The sequence below is a fragment of the Primorskyibacter marinus genome (assembly GCF_003313245.1).
In the GTDB taxonomy this organism is placed as follows: domain Bacteria; phylum Pseudomonadota; class Alphaproteobacteria; order Rhodobacterales; family Rhodobacteraceae; genus Primorskyibacter; species Primorskyibacter marinus.
In genome coordinates, this window is sequence record NZ_QJSD01000036.1 from 1 (window position 1) to 12,744 (window position 12,744).

Genomic DNA, 12,744 nt, shown 5'->3' on the forward strand with positions numbered 1-12,744 from the left:
CGATAGGCGGGTCAAAATCAAATGCTGAAACCGGGTCAGTTTTGAACGCTCATTGACACATTGAGCAAGGCAGGCAGCACCGCAATTGACGGCCCCAGGCCGACCTTGCCAGATTAGAGCGCTTCGAGCTCAAGTTGAGACACAACTTGAGCGCGAAACGCTTTGGAACCACAAAAAACCATTTCTGCCTGCATGGTTTTGATAAGCGTCTTACGTCATCTGTGCCAGAAAGGTCGAAAGAGCCTCCACTGCATGCTCGAGATCTTCCCGTGATACATGCTCATCCGGCGTATGGCTTACGCCATTGCGACAGCGCACAAACATCATCGAGATCGGACAGAGGTCAGCCATGGCCGATGCGTCGTGGGTTGCTCCCGAGGGCAGGCGCAGGGCGGTTCGGCCGGTGGATATGCCCACCGCCCGTGCGAGCGCGTTCGTGAGAAGCGGCTCGCAGGGTTGGGCGGGCTGCCTATAACTGCGCTGCATGTCACAGTCTACGCCCCGGTTGCCCGTCACGCGGTGGGCGAAGTCCTGCAGGTGGCGGCTTGCCTCCTCGCGCATCGCGTCATCGGGCGCACGCAGCTCGACTGTAAGGCGCACGTCACGCGGCACGGCGTTGACCACGTTCGGAGCGACATGCAGCTCGCCCACGGTGGCGCGCAGGCCTTCGGTCTCTTGCGCCAGCCTGTCGACCTCGGCGACCAAGGCCGCAGCACCAACTAGCGCATCGCGACGCGTCGCCATGGGCAAGGTGCCCGCATGGCCGGTCTCACCGGTGAGAGTGACGACGTGACGCTCGATTCCGCAGATCGCGGTGACGACGCCCAGCGGAACGTCCGCCTGTTCAAGCACCGGCCCCTGCTCGATATGGCATTCAAGATATCCCAGCGCAGTGGCTGGGTCGCGCGCGATCTTGCCAATGCGCTCCGGGGCGAGGCCGAACTCCTCCATCGCGGCTCGCAGCGTCACGCCGTCCCGGTCCGTCATGTCCAGAACGGCAGGGTCGACGGTCCCCGCCACGGCGCGCGAGCCGACCAGCGCGGTAGGCCAGCGCACGCCCTCTTCGTCAGCGAAAGCCAGCACCTCGACCGGGCAGTCAGGCGACGCGCCCTCGTCCTTCAGTTTTTGCAGGGCGGCAATGGCCAGCACGATCCCCATGATTCCGTCGAATGCACCGCCTTCGCGCACGCTGTCCTGGTGGGAGCCGATATAGAAGGTGCCTTTCCGTCCGTCACCCACATGCCGCCCGACCAGCGTGCCGGCATCGTCGAGATGGTGAGTCAGACCGGCCTCCGCCATCCAGCCGCGCAGCAGATCCAGTACCGCCGCATGTTCCGGCGTGAACGGCAAGCGGGTGACGCCGGGGCCGGGTTCCGAGACCCGGGCCAGCGCATTCAGCCGCTCGGCGCATATGCGGCCCCAGTTAGTCAAGGGTCCGCTCCGGGGCGTCCAGTGTCGGCACCTGGTGCGTCCAGTCGGCATAATCGCCGCCCGTCGCCAGCGCCAGCAGGCGCGTCAGATCGTCGATCGGCGCCTCGCTCAGGTCTATGCGTAGGCTCAGCGGCGGGCGATCCGGCGCCACGACCAGCAGGGCCGCCGACATCAACCCGCGCGAATCGCCGCCCGCGGCGTCGGCCCCGCGCAGCGCGCTCAGCAGCCGTTCAGCCAGCGTGCCGGCGGCGACCTCATAGCTTTCGACCAGCCGATCCACGACCTCGGACGAGGCCAGCATGTTGCCGGTCGCGACGCCACCCGGAAACTTCCGCTCAGCGACGACCGGGGTATTTTCGCGCCCGGAAAAGGCGGCAGTGCGACCGGCGGCGTCGAGAACAGACAACTGGCGATGATCGCGCCCGGCATCGCGCCCTGTCACCACATCGACAGCCCTTTGCGCTGAGTGGCCGGCCTCCATCAGGTCGAGCACATCCTCCCCCCAAAGCGTGCTGGGGGACGCGCCCTGGCTGGCCGAGAGTCCGCTGCGCGCGTGGCCGCGCAAAACCCAGCCGCCGACACATAGGCTTCCCGTGGCGGCAGCACCGCCGAAGGCGCCGGTCTCGGGGTCTTGGGTCAGGATCGAAAAGGTCATGCACTATCCTCATACTTCCCCCCCCCAATTATCATGATAAATTGACGAGCGCAATTTATCATGATAATTTTCAGGAAAAGGAAACGACACAGGGAGACTGCAGATGATCTTTTCCAACTGGACCCGCCGTGCGATGCTGGGGGCCGGAGCAGTCGCGCTCGGGGCGCTCGCCGCGCCGCTTGCGGCCACAGCGCAGACGCCGCCCAACGTGCTGATCGTCGGCCAGATTGCCGAGCCGAAATCGCTTGACCCGGCGGCGGTGACAGCGGTCAACGATTTCCGCATCCTGGTGAATCTCTACGAGGGGCTGACCCGCTACAAATCCGGCACATTGGAGCCCGGCCCAGCGCTGGCCACTGACTGGGACATCAGCGAGGACGGCACCGAATACACCTTTCACCTGCGCGAGGGCGTCACATTTCATGACGGAACACCGTTTAATGCCGAGGCGGTCACGTTCAACTTCGACCGGATGCTGAACGAGGATCACCCCTATCACGATACCGGCCCCTTCCCGCTGGCTTTCTTCTTCAGTGCGATCAAGAGCACAAAGGCAGTGGATGACATGACGGTGAAATTCACCCTGAACGCGCCCTATGCGCCTTTCTTGTCGAACCTCGCCTATCCGACCGGCCTGATGGTGTCGCCCGCCGCGATCAAGGAGCACGGCAAGGAGATCGGCCGCCATCCTGTCGGCACCGGGCCGTTCAAGTTTGTCGAGTGGGAATCGAACCAGCGTGTCGTCGTCGACCGCTACGAGGATTACTGGGGTGACAATGCCGCTGCCGAGGCCGTCGTGTTTCGCCCGATAACCGACGCCAACACCCGCGTTGCCGAAATGCTGGCCGGGGGCATAGACCTGATGGTCGAGGTGCCGCCGACCTCGCTGGCGCAGTTCGAGGGCGATCAATACACCCTGCACGAACAGGCCGGTCCGCATGTCTGGTTCCTGATCCTGAATACCAGGGAAGGCCCATTTGCCGACATGAAGGTGCGCCAGGCCGCCAACTATGCCATCAACAAGGAAGCGATCGTCAATGACGTGCTCGAAGGCACCGCAACCGTCGCCGCCGGGCCGACGCCGCCCGCCTTCGCCTGGGCCCATAGCGACGATTTGGAGCCCTACCCCTACGACCCCGACAAGGCCAAGGCCCTGCTCAAAGAAGCCGGGGCCGAGGGTGCCGAACTGACGTTCTATGTGACCGAAGGCGGCTCGGGGATGCTGGACCCAGTGCCGATGGGCACCGCCATCCAGGCTGATCTGGAGGCCGTGGGGTTCGACGTGACCATCGAAACCTACGAATGGAACACCTTCCTCGGCGAGGTCAATCCCGGCCTCGAAGGCAAGGCCGACATGGCAGAAATGGCGTGGATGACCAACGATCCCGACACTCTCCCCTACCTGACGCTGCGCAGCCAGGCGATGCCCAGCGAGGGTGGCTTCAACTCGGGCTACTACTCCAACGAGAAGGTGGACGAACTGCTTGCGGCCGCGCGCACCTCAACCGATCAGGGCGAACGTGCGAAACTCTATCGCGAGATGCAGCAGATCGTGCATGACGAGGCACCTTGGGTCTTTGTCGCCAACTGGAAGCAGAACGCGGTGACGAGCGGCCGGGTGGAAAACTTCACCCTGCAGCCTTCCTTCTTCCTGCGGCTGAAGGATGTGGTCAAGAACTGACCCAGCAGAGGTGGGGCCGCTACCGGTCGCGGCCCCCGCATTTTGCTTGCGAACGTATGTGTGCAAAGCCCGGCAGTAAGGGTTGGCAAAGGGAGAAACGATGGGCGGCTACATCGTCAAACGTCTGATTTCGGCCATACCGGTTCTTTTCGGTATAACGGTCATCGTGTTCCTCATCATGTCATTGATCCCGGGAGACCCGGCAACGGCGATCTTGGGATCATATGCCACACCTGAAAACGTGGCCAAGCTCAACCGCGATCTCGGCCTCGACAGGTCGTTGGCGGAGCGATATTTCATCTGGCTTTTCAACATGGTGCAAGGTGATTTCGGACGCTCCTACTCGCTCAACCGCCCGGTCATCGACGAGGTGTTGGAGCGCTTCAACGCCACGCTGATCCTGGCTGGCACGTCCTTCGTCATCTGTTCGGTGCTCGGCATCCTTGCCGGGGTGGTCTCGGCGGCGCGGCAATATGGCTGGGCCGACAAGGCGATCACTTTCACCGTGCTGATCGGTATCTCGGTGCCGTCGTTTTTCCTCGGCATGATGATGATTTTGCTGTTTGCGGTGAACCTCAGATGGCTGCCGGTCTCGGGCATGTATGCAATCTATGGCGGCGGCGATCTGTGGGATCTCTTGAGACACCTCGTCATGCCGGCACTGGCGCTGTCGGCGGTGGCGACGGGGGTGATCGCGCGGCTCGCGCGCTCGGCCATGCTGGAGGTGCTACGCCAGGACTACATCCGCACCGCCCGCGCCAAGGGCGTGCCCGAACGCCGCGTCATCATGGGCCATGCCCTGCGCGCGGCGATGGTCAGTATCATTCCGGTGCTGGGCATCCAGGCGGGGTTCGTCCTGTCTGGCTCGGTTTATATCGAGATCGTGTTTCAATGGCCCGGCGCGGGCCGGATGCTGGTTGAGGCGATCCTGACGCGCGACCTGCTTCTGGTACAGGGGGGCGTTGTGTTCATCGCCGCCTGCTACGTTTTCTTCAACATCCTCGTCGATGTCGCACAAAGCCTGCTGGACCCGAGAATCAAGACATGACCGCCTTTCTCAAGCTCCTCTTTCGCAACCAGCTTGCCGCGCTCGGGGCCGTGGTGCTGGGGATCATAATCGTCGCCGTGCTGCTGACGCCGGTGCTGCCCTTGCAGGACCCGAATGTCACCGCCACCGCCGACCGTTTTCTGAAACCGCTGGCCGAGGGGCATTTGCTGGGCACCGATCACCTGGGGCGCGACATGCTGAGCCGCCTTCTGCACGGCACGCTGCTGAGCCTCGGGGTCGGGGTTGCCGCGGCGCTGCTGGCGGCGCTCATCGGCTCGGCCATCGGGATTGTGGCGGGCTATGTCGGCGGGCGCACCGACAACTTCGTCATGCGTGGCGTCGATATGCTGATGGCGTTCCCCTACATCCTGCTGGCGCTGGCCATCGTCGCCGCGCTCGGCCCCGGCCTGATGAACGCGCTGATTGCCGTGGCGGCGGTCAACATCCCCTTTTTCGCGCGCAACATCCGCGGCGTTACCGTCAGCCTCGCGGGGCGCGAATTCATCGACGCGGCGCGGCTTTCGGGGATGAGCCACACCCGTATCGTGCTGACCGAGCTTCTGCCCAACGTGCTGCCGGTCATCATTATCGCCATGTCCACTACTATCGGCTGGATGATCCTGGAGACCGCCGGCCTGTCGTTTCTCGGCCTTGGTAGCCAGCCGCCGCAGGCCGATCTCGGCTCGATGCTGGGCGAGGCGCGCTCGGCGCTGATCACTTATCCGCATGTGTCGGTCATTCCGGGCGTCATGATCTTTCTCATCGTAATGTCGGTGAACCTGCTGGGCGACGGGCTGCGCGACGCGCTCGACCCACGGCTGCGCTCGGGCGCGCTCAGCCGGCCCCGCGCCACCACGCTGGTGGACCGGCAGGGCGAAGTGCCGGAGGCGACGGACGATCTGCTGGCGATCCAGGAGTTGCAGACGCAGTTCCATGTCGGGCCACGCATCTACCGCGCCGTGGGCGGTGTCAGCCTGGCCGTAAAACCAGGCGAGTGCCTCGGCCTCATCGGCGAGAGCGGCTCGGGAAAATCCGTCACGGCGCTGTCGGTAATGGGCCTCGTCTCATCGCCGCCCGGCGTCATCACCGGGGGAGCGGTACGCTTTCAGGGCAAGGATCTGATCGGCGCGCGATACGAGGCCCTGCGCCGAATGCGCGGCGACCGGGTCGCCTATATCTTCCAAGACCCGCTCTCGACGCTGCACCCCCTCTACCGCGTCGGCGATCAATTGGCCGAGGCGATCCGCTCGCATCACAAGGTGGGCAAGGACGAGGCGCGCAAACGGGCGGTGCAGCTTTTCAACGACGTGCGCATCCCCAACGCGCAGAACCGCATCGACAACTACCCGCACGAGATGTCGGGCGGGATGCGTCAGCGTGTGGGCATCGCAATGGCACTGGCCAATGACCCCGACGTCATCATCGCGGACGAGCCGACAACGGCGCTCGACGTGACGGTGCAGGCGCAGATCCTGTCGCTGCTCAACGATCTGCGCCGCGACCGGGGGCTGGCGATCGTCTTCATCACGCATGATTTCGGCGTCGTCGCGCAGCTTTGCGACCGGATCGCGGTGATGTATGCCGGCCGCATCGTCGAGGAAGGGCCGACCAACGCCGTGCTGGAGCGCCCCGCGCATCCCTATACCAAACGCCTGATCGCCTGCGTCCCCGAACTCGGCGGCGGGCGGCGCGAACTGGCGGCGATCCGCGGCCTGCCGCCGGTGGTGGATGACCTGCCGCCGGGTTGCGCCTTTGCTCCGCGCTGTGACAAGGCACAACCGGATTGCAAAAAGGGCGAGATCCCGCTTGACGGGGCTGGCACGCGCGCCGTGCGCTGCCTCTACCCCGAGGCGGACCTGACCCGCGACGAGGAGGCGACCGCATGACCGCGCTCAAGGTGGAGAACCTCGCCAAGACGTTTCAACTGAAAAAGCCGCTCTTCAGGGCGACACCACCCGGCGTGCGCGCGGTGCGCCCGATGAGCTTCGACGTGGCGGCGGGCGAAACGCTGGGGGTCGTCGGCGAATCCGGCTGTGGCAAATCCACGCTGGCGCGCATGCTGGTCGGCCTGTTGGAACCGAGCGCGGGCCGCATCGAAATTGCCGGCCGCGCGCTCGACAATGCCGATCCGGAGGAGTTCGGCAAGCTGATCCAGTACGTCTTCCAGGATCCGACCAGCAGCCTCAACCCGCGCAAGACCATCCGGCAGATCATCGAGGCCCCGCTGAAGCGGCTCTACAAGATGCCGAAAGAGAAGCGCGAGGCGCGCATCAGCGAGATATTCGACTCGGTCAACCTGCGCGAGGAATTTCTCGACCGCTACCCGCATGAATTCTCGGGCGGGCAGGCACAGCGGATCGGCATCGCCCGCGCCCTGGCGGCGAATCCCGAGATCATCATCCTGGACGAGCCCGTCTCGGCGCTTGATGTGTCAGTGCAGGCGCAGGTTCTGAACCTGATGGAGGTTCTCAAGGCCGAGTTTGGCCTGACCTATCTCTTCATTACCCACGATCTCGCCGTGGTCGAGGCGGTGAGCGACCGTATCCTTGTGCTCTATTTCGGCGCGGTGGTCGAAGTTGGGCGCGCCGACAGCATCTTTGCAAATCCGCGCCATCCCTATACAAAACTGCTGGCCGACAGCGCGCCGGTCGTGGGCCGGCCGTTGACAGCGCCCGAACAGAAGGGCAGCGAGCTGCCCGATCCGCTGAACCCGCCGACGGGCTGCGCATTCGCCGGGCGCTGTCCGCGCGCGACCGATCTGTGCCGCAAGACCGACCCGGTGCTCGAGAAAATGGGGGACGATCAGTTTGCCGCCTGCCATCACCCGCTCTGAGAAGCCTGGGCGCGGCCTCAGCCGCCCCGCGCAGGTGGCCGACAAGATCAAGGAATGGGTCGTCGAAGACGGGCTGAACCGGGGCGACAGGCTACCCGGCGAGGCCGAGCTGATGGCGCAGTTCGGCATGGCCAAGGGCACCATCCGCGAGGCGATGCGCATCCTCGAAGCGCAGGGCCTGATCAAGACGCGCACCGGCCCCGGCGGCGGCAGCTTCGTGCATGAGGTCAGCAAGGAGCGGGCGCGCGCGCTGTTGGGCAATTACTTCTACTTCAAGAACCTGACCATCGCCGACATCTACCAGTTGCGCAGCGTGCTGGAGCCGGAACTGGCCGCGTCACTGGCCGGGAGGTTGGACGAGGACGCGCTGAAGGCCCTGCGCGCCAACATCGCCGAATTCGACACCCCCGCGACCGATGCCGAAGAGGAGCGCGCGCGCCATATCGTGTCGCTCAGGTTCCATGCGATGCTGGCGGCGCAGTCGAGCAACCCGCTCCTCGCATTCCTGATCGATTTCATGGCCTGCATGCTGTCGGACCTGACCGTTTATCGCCGCCTATTCGACCCTCCCAACACCGAGCTGTGGCAGCGCGGACGGGACTACCAGATGCGTCTGCTCGAGGCGCTGCGCGACGGCGATGGCGCGGCCGCGCGCCGCATCATGTCCGAGCACATGAGCACCGCCTGGTGGCTGATGGAGATGCAGGAGGCGGAAATGGAAAGGCGGTTTCTTCCGGAGTGAAGGTGCGCTGAGATGATTTGCTTTCCTACCTCCGCGGCATTGCGGCAACTTTCCGCGCTTTGGCCTTGTCTGGCGGACCGTCGCACCCTGCCTATTCTGTTCTCTGTAAATGCGCTTCTCCAATTGCTATCGATGTCTGTGGTTGTTTTTGTTCTCTTCAAGCTCCGGCGGCCGGGATGTGGTGAATGACTTGTCGTCACGTCCCTGGCACGGATTGTCGCTCTGCGCAGGCTTCGGAGGCCTTGATCTGAGCCTCACGCTCGCCGAGCCTGACTATCATACCTGCTATCCAAATAGGCTGGCCAACCATCTTGGCGAGCCCAACAGTCAGGCGGGCATGAGCGGCCCACGGACAAAGCCACTTACGCTACAATAGCGCCTGTGGCGGGCGTTCAGCGTTGATTTGAGAGCCGTGCGTTTGGCAACCGGCGCTTCTGCCTGACGATTGCGAAGCAACAGGGCTGCATTGATCTGGTTGGTCTTGGCGGACTCTCCGACGGGCTGTCCGAGGCGTTAGCCACTCTCAAGTTCATAATCTGCAAGGACTTCGTGCAGTGCCCCGTTCGGTGTCAGGGTCGATTGGTACAGCTGGAAGCTACTCACCTCAAAGGGCGACGCCCGGAAAGCCAGAATATTTGCCAGTCTTTCATGCAAATTGTTCGTTTCACATGCCGACATCAGGTTTGGCAGACGTGCAAGGGTTACATGGGGGCGAAATCGCCGCTTCTGGAATTCCACGCCTGCGTTCCTCAGAGATCTGGTTATGCGCTGTTCGAGTCCGAGGAGCTGATGACAACGCGCCACATCGGCGTAAATCACCTGTCGTGTACCTTGGTCAAAGCTGCCGATACCGACGAGTTGCAAATCGAAAACAGGGGCCCGAATGTTTGACAAAGCCGCGTGAATATCTTCAATCGCCGTGTCGCGCTGCTCGCCAAGAAAGCTCAGCGTCAGGTGAAGATTCTCTTCAGGAACGGGTCGGCCGACCGGTAGAGCATTTTGCAGATGCACGAGCTCAGATCGGGCAAATTCCGGAAGATCAATGGCTACAAAAACTCGCATGAAAAGATCCGCTTCGGAAAAGCTGCATTTCGGCATCGCCCAAAATGCCCGAAGCCCGTTGGGCTGACCAAGCCGGCGGCTGGCGTTTTGTGCGGATACCGCTGCCGTTCAGCCATGAATTCGAAATCCCGACTCGGCATGCGTTTCGGTCTCTGTGGCGCGGACATCCTTGACCTCCGCCGCGGGCGGGCCTTCGTGCAGTGCCGCGATCAGCGTCTCGACCGCCTCGCTTGACCCCGATACCAAGCCCTCGACCGATCCGTTCGACCGATTGCGGGCCCATCCCGAGATGCCGAGTTCTCGTGCCCGCTCGCATGTCCATGCTCTGAATGACACACCCTGCACGCGGCCCGTTATATGCACATGCATTGCCACCATAGCTCTACCCAGTCAGTTGAGAGTCGTCTTTTTCCCATACGCACAATTTGACAATATCATGAAGGGCTGCACTCGTTCACCCCGACATTGTCATTGAGATCTGCCCCGCCCCGTAGTTATAGATTCTGGTTGATGATGTGATCAATACTGCTGTCTCCTTCCGTTTCTTCTTTGCCATATGGGCTTTGGCCGGAACTCTGCTAACGTCCCTTACAGCAACGCACTAAGGAGCCCGCCATGAAGATCCACCGCACCGGAGACCGGCCTTCGCAAGTCCCAAGCAGTGAGTATTTCACCGGCAGGGTCCGGTTTGATCCGATTGTTTCGGGTGACGACCCCTCTCCGGTCAAGATCCTGTCGGTGACTTTTGAGCCCGGTGCGCGGACGGCGTGGCACACGCATCCCGCCGGTCAAACGCTGCATGTTGTGGCGGGCACCGGACTGGCCGGGTCCGAAGGGAAGTCGGTGCAGGTGCTGCGTCCGGGCGATACGGTCTGGTTTGCGCCGGGGGAGCGGCACTGGCACGGCGCGTCACCCGACTGCGCCATGACGCATCTGGCTGTGCAGACGTCCGTCGATGGCAAGACTACCGACTGGATGCAGCATGTCACGGACGAGGATTACAACGCCCCGCGTGCCAAGTAGAATCGGATCGAGCGGCCCACCGACCAGCCACCTGCCGAGGGCCTTGGTCGTCCGCAGTCCCGCCGCGCGCCTATCGTAAATGTTGCACCTGCAGCGAATGGCTTCTGTGGATGGCTCCTGCATTGCAAGACATCTTTCCGGCGATTTCAGCGGCGTTTTGTCAGTACAGTCGCCTGTCCGGCCTGTTCGCGTGGCGGTCTGCCACTGGCCCTGATGATTTCCGCAAGCGAGGTTCCAATCGGGTCTACGGCCTCAAAGGGACATTGCCATTTCCGGAGTATCCTGACTCTTGGTTGACTTTGATCCGCATCATCACTTCATGCGTCTTGCATCTCTGGGCAGGTTATCCGGTCAGGCGACCGGCTGCCGGTAATCTTCCTGTCTCGCCAGCATGGCCCAGATTGCACGGGCCGCTTTGTTGGCCATTGCGACAGTTGCAAGCCGGAACGGTTTTCCGGCCAGCATTATTGCGGTCCAAATATCAACCTTTTCAGGATGCCTTTTGGCCATCAACGCGCGGGATGTCATGCCGACAATCAGCAGTTTCCTGATGTAGTGGTTCCCCTTTTTGGTGATGCGTCCGGGCCTTTCTTTGCCGCCGCTGGATTTATTGAGTGGCGTCAACCCCTGCCAGGCGGCCAGATCGCGACCCGTTCTGAACTGTTTGGCATCGCCGATCGTCGCCACGATTGCGGATGCCGTGATCGGACCGATCCCCGGCACCTGCATCAATCGTCGCGCATCGGCATCGCGCCGGGCGTGACACGCGATCAGCACGGTGAAACCGTCAATGCGGACGTTGAGCCCGAGGAGCTGATGACATAAAATACCGAGAATTCCGTTGGCCAGATCAGGCATGTCGGGATGATCGCCTTCAAGATGGCGTTTGGAAAAGGCGGTCACGACCCCGACGCCGGTCGGAAGAACATGACCGAACTCGCGCAGCAGGCCGCAGATCATGTTCGCGATCTGGGTTCTCTGGCGGACCATGAGATCACGAGTGCGGTGGATCGCCAGCACGGCCTGATGGTCTACTGCCTTTATCTCAAAAAACCGCATGGTCGACGAATTCGCGCTTACGAACGCTTTCGGACATTTCAACTCTGATGATCGCCCGCCTTGAGATTGGAGCCGCTGAGTATGAATATTCAAAGGACTGCGAGCCTATGTTGCGTAGGTTCTAAACTGGTTGCGGGAGTAGGATTTGAACCTACGACCTTCAGGTTATGAGAGAGCACCACCCCAGTTGCACCTGATACCCCGCATTGCGCCCACCTACCCTATCTTATTGTTTTTGATATTTAATATTTGACGCCGACTACGCTCAGCTTTTACGCCTTGCTCTGTGGTTTGCTTCCAGTTGCTTCCACAGTGCTTCCACGAAACCCGTGGCGATAGGGGAAAAGACCATGAGCAAACTGACAAAACGGACCGTGGATGCGCTGCCGCCTGCGGCCAAAGTGAATAGCCCCTAGTTTCCTAGACGCCTTCTTGGTTGGTATTGCGCTGCCTGTTTTCGAAATCGACAGGCGACAGCATCCCGTTTCTGGCATGTTTGCGTTTCGGGTTATAGAACATTTCGATGTAATCGAAGATGTCTTGTCTGGCTTGCTCGCGGGTCTTGTATGCTCGACGACGAATGCGTTCGCGTTTGAGCAAGTTGAAGAAGCTTTCTGCGACCGCGTTGTCATGACAATTCCCACGCCTACTCATCGAGTGTTCGATGTTATGCGCCCGCAAAAACCCGGCCCAGTCTCGGCTGGTGTATTGTGACCCTTGATCGGTGTGGATCAGGACGGCGCATTTGGGCTTTTGTCGCCAAACAGCCATGAGCAAGGCCTGAAGCACAAGGTCGGTTGGTTGACGTGATTGTGTCGCCCAGCCAATGACACGGCGCGAGTAGAGATCGATGACCACAGCCAGATATAAAAAGCCCTCATAGGTTTTGATGTAGGTAATATCTGACACCCAGGCCGTATCCGGTTCAGCAACATCAAATTGCCGATCCAAGGTATTGTCGACAACGACGGAAGGTTTGCCCCCATACTTGCCAGGTTTGCGTTTGTAACCGATCTCAGCGCGGATCCCGGCCAAACGGGCCAACCTAGCGATACGGTTTGGGCAGCTGGTCTCACCTGGTTCGACCAAATCGTCATGCAACTTACGATACCCATAGACCTTGCCACTGTCCTTCCAGGCATTCTTGAGCAACTTGGTCTGGCGGGCATCCTCACGCGCACGGTGACTTAACGGATTCTTAATCCATGCG

At 61.7% G+C, this 12,744-nt stretch carries 12 protein-coding genes; 6 read left to right on the forward strand and 6 right to left on the reverse strand.

Features of this window, described 5'->3' with window-relative positions:
• Nucleotides 1–210: 210 nt before the first annotated feature.
• Entirely contained in the window at nt 211–1,431 is a 1,221-nt protein-coding gene (locus tag DMZ65_RS18730; protein WP_232825065.1) for a M20 family metallo-hydrolase, read from the reverse strand.
• On the reverse strand, nt 1,424–2,086 hold the full coding sequence (locus DMZ65_RS18735) for a DUF1028 domain-containing protein (RefSeq protein ID WP_116600244.1): 663 nt from the start codon (nt 2,084–2,086) through the stop codon (nt 1,424–1,426). Before DMZ65_RS18735 ends, DMZ65_RS18730 begins: the two co-directional genes overlap by 8 nt.
• A gap of 103 nt (nt 2,087–2,189) precedes the next feature.
• Here DMZ65_RS18735 and DMZ65_RS18740 point away from each other — a divergent pair, with 103 nt between their 5' ends.
• The 5 genes from DMZ65_RS18740 (at nt 2,190) to DMZ65_RS18760 (ending at nt 8,390) form a co-directional block, all read left to right on the forward strand.
• Nucleotides 2,190–3,767: an ABC transporter substrate-binding protein gene (locus DMZ65_RS18740; protein ID WP_116600245.1), complete on the forward strand. Its 1,578-nt coding sequence runs from the start codon at nt 2,190–2,192 to the stop codon at nt 3,765–3,767.
• Nucleotides 3,768–3,867: 100 nt separating this feature from the next.
• Complete coding sequence (locus DMZ65_RS18745) at nt 3,868–4,815, forward strand: ABC transporter permease (RefSeq protein ID WP_116600252.1); 948 nt, start codon at nt 3,868–3,870, stop codon at nt 4,813–4,815.
• Entirely contained in the window at nt 4,812–6,701 is a 1,890-nt protein-coding gene (locus DMZ65_RS18750; protein WP_116600246.1) for a dipeptide/oligopeptide/nickel ABC transporter permease/ATP-binding protein, read from the forward strand. The genes DMZ65_RS18745 and DMZ65_RS18750 overlap by 4 nt, the downstream gene beginning before the upstream one ends.
• Nucleotides 6,698–7,648 (forward strand): ABC transporter ATP-binding protein, encoded by a 951-nt coding sequence (locus tag DMZ65_RS18755; protein ID WP_116600247.1) that lies wholly within the window; start codon nt 6,698–6,700, stop codon nt 7,646–7,648. The genes DMZ65_RS18750 and DMZ65_RS18755 overlap by 4 nt, the downstream gene beginning before the upstream one ends.
• A 34-nt stretch (nt 7,649–7,682) precedes the next feature.
• Nucleotides 7,683–8,390: a FadR/GntR family transcriptional regulator gene (locus tag DMZ65_RS18760; protein WP_232825066.1), complete on the forward strand. Its 708-nt coding sequence runs from the start codon at nt 7,683–7,685 to the stop codon at nt 8,388–8,390.
• A gap of 513 nt (nt 8,391–8,903) precedes the next feature.
• Here DMZ65_RS18760 and thpR read toward each other — a convergent pair.
• Together thpR and DMZ65_RS18770 are read right to left on the reverse strand one after the other, a co-directional pair.
• Nucleotides 8,904–9,488: an RNA 2',3'-cyclic phosphodiesterase gene (thpR, locus tag DMZ65_RS18765; RefSeq protein WP_116600249.1), complete on the reverse strand. Its 585-nt coding sequence runs from the start codon at nt 9,486–9,488 to the stop codon at nt 8,904–8,906.
• A 72-nt stretch (nt 9,489–9,560) separates the two neighbouring features.
• A complete protein-coding gene (locus tag DMZ65_RS18770) occupies nt 9,561–9,830 on the reverse strand; it encodes an acylphosphatase (RefSeq protein WP_116600250.1) in 270 nt (89 codons plus the stop codon).
• Nucleotides 9,831–10,067: 237 nt separating this feature from the next.
• On the opposite strand from DMZ65_RS18770, the gene DMZ65_RS18775 reads away from it, so the two are divergent.
• Nucleotides 10,068–10,475 (forward strand): (R)-mandelonitrile lyase, encoded by a 408-nt coding sequence (locus DMZ65_RS18775; RefSeq protein ID WP_116600251.1) that lies wholly within the window; start codon nt 10,068–10,070, stop codon nt 10,473–10,475.
• A gap of 351 nt (nt 10,476–10,826) precedes the next feature.
• Here the strand turns inward: DMZ65_RS18775 and DMZ65_RS18780 are convergent, their stop codons facing one another.
• The gene (locus DMZ65_RS18780; RefSeq protein ID WP_232825068.1) at nt 10,827–11,627 is read right to left on the reverse strand and encodes an IS110 family RNA-guided transposase; all 801 of its coding nucleotides are present in this window, start codon (nt 11,625–11,627) and stop codon (nt 10,827–10,829) included.
• 327 nt (nt 11,628–11,954) lie between these two features.
• The coding region (locus tag DMZ65_RS18785; RefSeq protein WP_116600002.1) for an IS3 family transposase at nt 11,955–12,744 on the reverse strand (790 nt) is incomplete at its 5' end.

Coding starts and splice junctions, on each gene's coding strand:
- DMZ65_RS18735 (WP_116600244.1), bottom strand. CDS start 2,086: ATGACCTTTTCGATCCTGACCCAAGACCCCGAGACCGGCGCCTTCGGC.
- DMZ65_RS18740 (WP_116600245.1), top strand. CDS start 2,190: ATGATCTTTTCCAACTGGACCCGCCGTGCGATGCTGGGGGCCGGAGCA.
- DMZ65_RS18745 (WP_116600252.1), top strand. CDS start 3,868: ATGGGCGGCTACATCGTCAAACGTCTGATTTCGGCCATACCGGTTCTT.
- DMZ65_RS18750 (WP_116600246.1), top strand. CDS start 4,812: ATGACCGCCTTTCTCAAGCTCCTCTTTCGCAACCAGCTTGCCGCGCTC.
- DMZ65_RS18755 (WP_116600247.1), top strand. CDS start 6,698: ATGACCGCGCTCAAGGTGGAGAACCTCGCCAAGACGTTTCAACTGAAA.
- thpR (WP_116600249.1), bottom strand. CDS start 9,488: ATGCCGAAATGCAGCTTTTCCGAAGCGGATCTTTTCATGCGAGTTTTT.
- DMZ65_RS18770 (WP_116600250.1), bottom strand. CDS start 9,830: ATGGTGGCAATGCATGTGCATATAACGGGCCGCGTGCAGGGTGTGTCA.
- DMZ65_RS18775 (WP_116600251.1), top strand. CDS start 10,068: ATGAAGATCCACCGCACCGGAGACCGGCCTTCGCAAGTCCCAAGCAGT.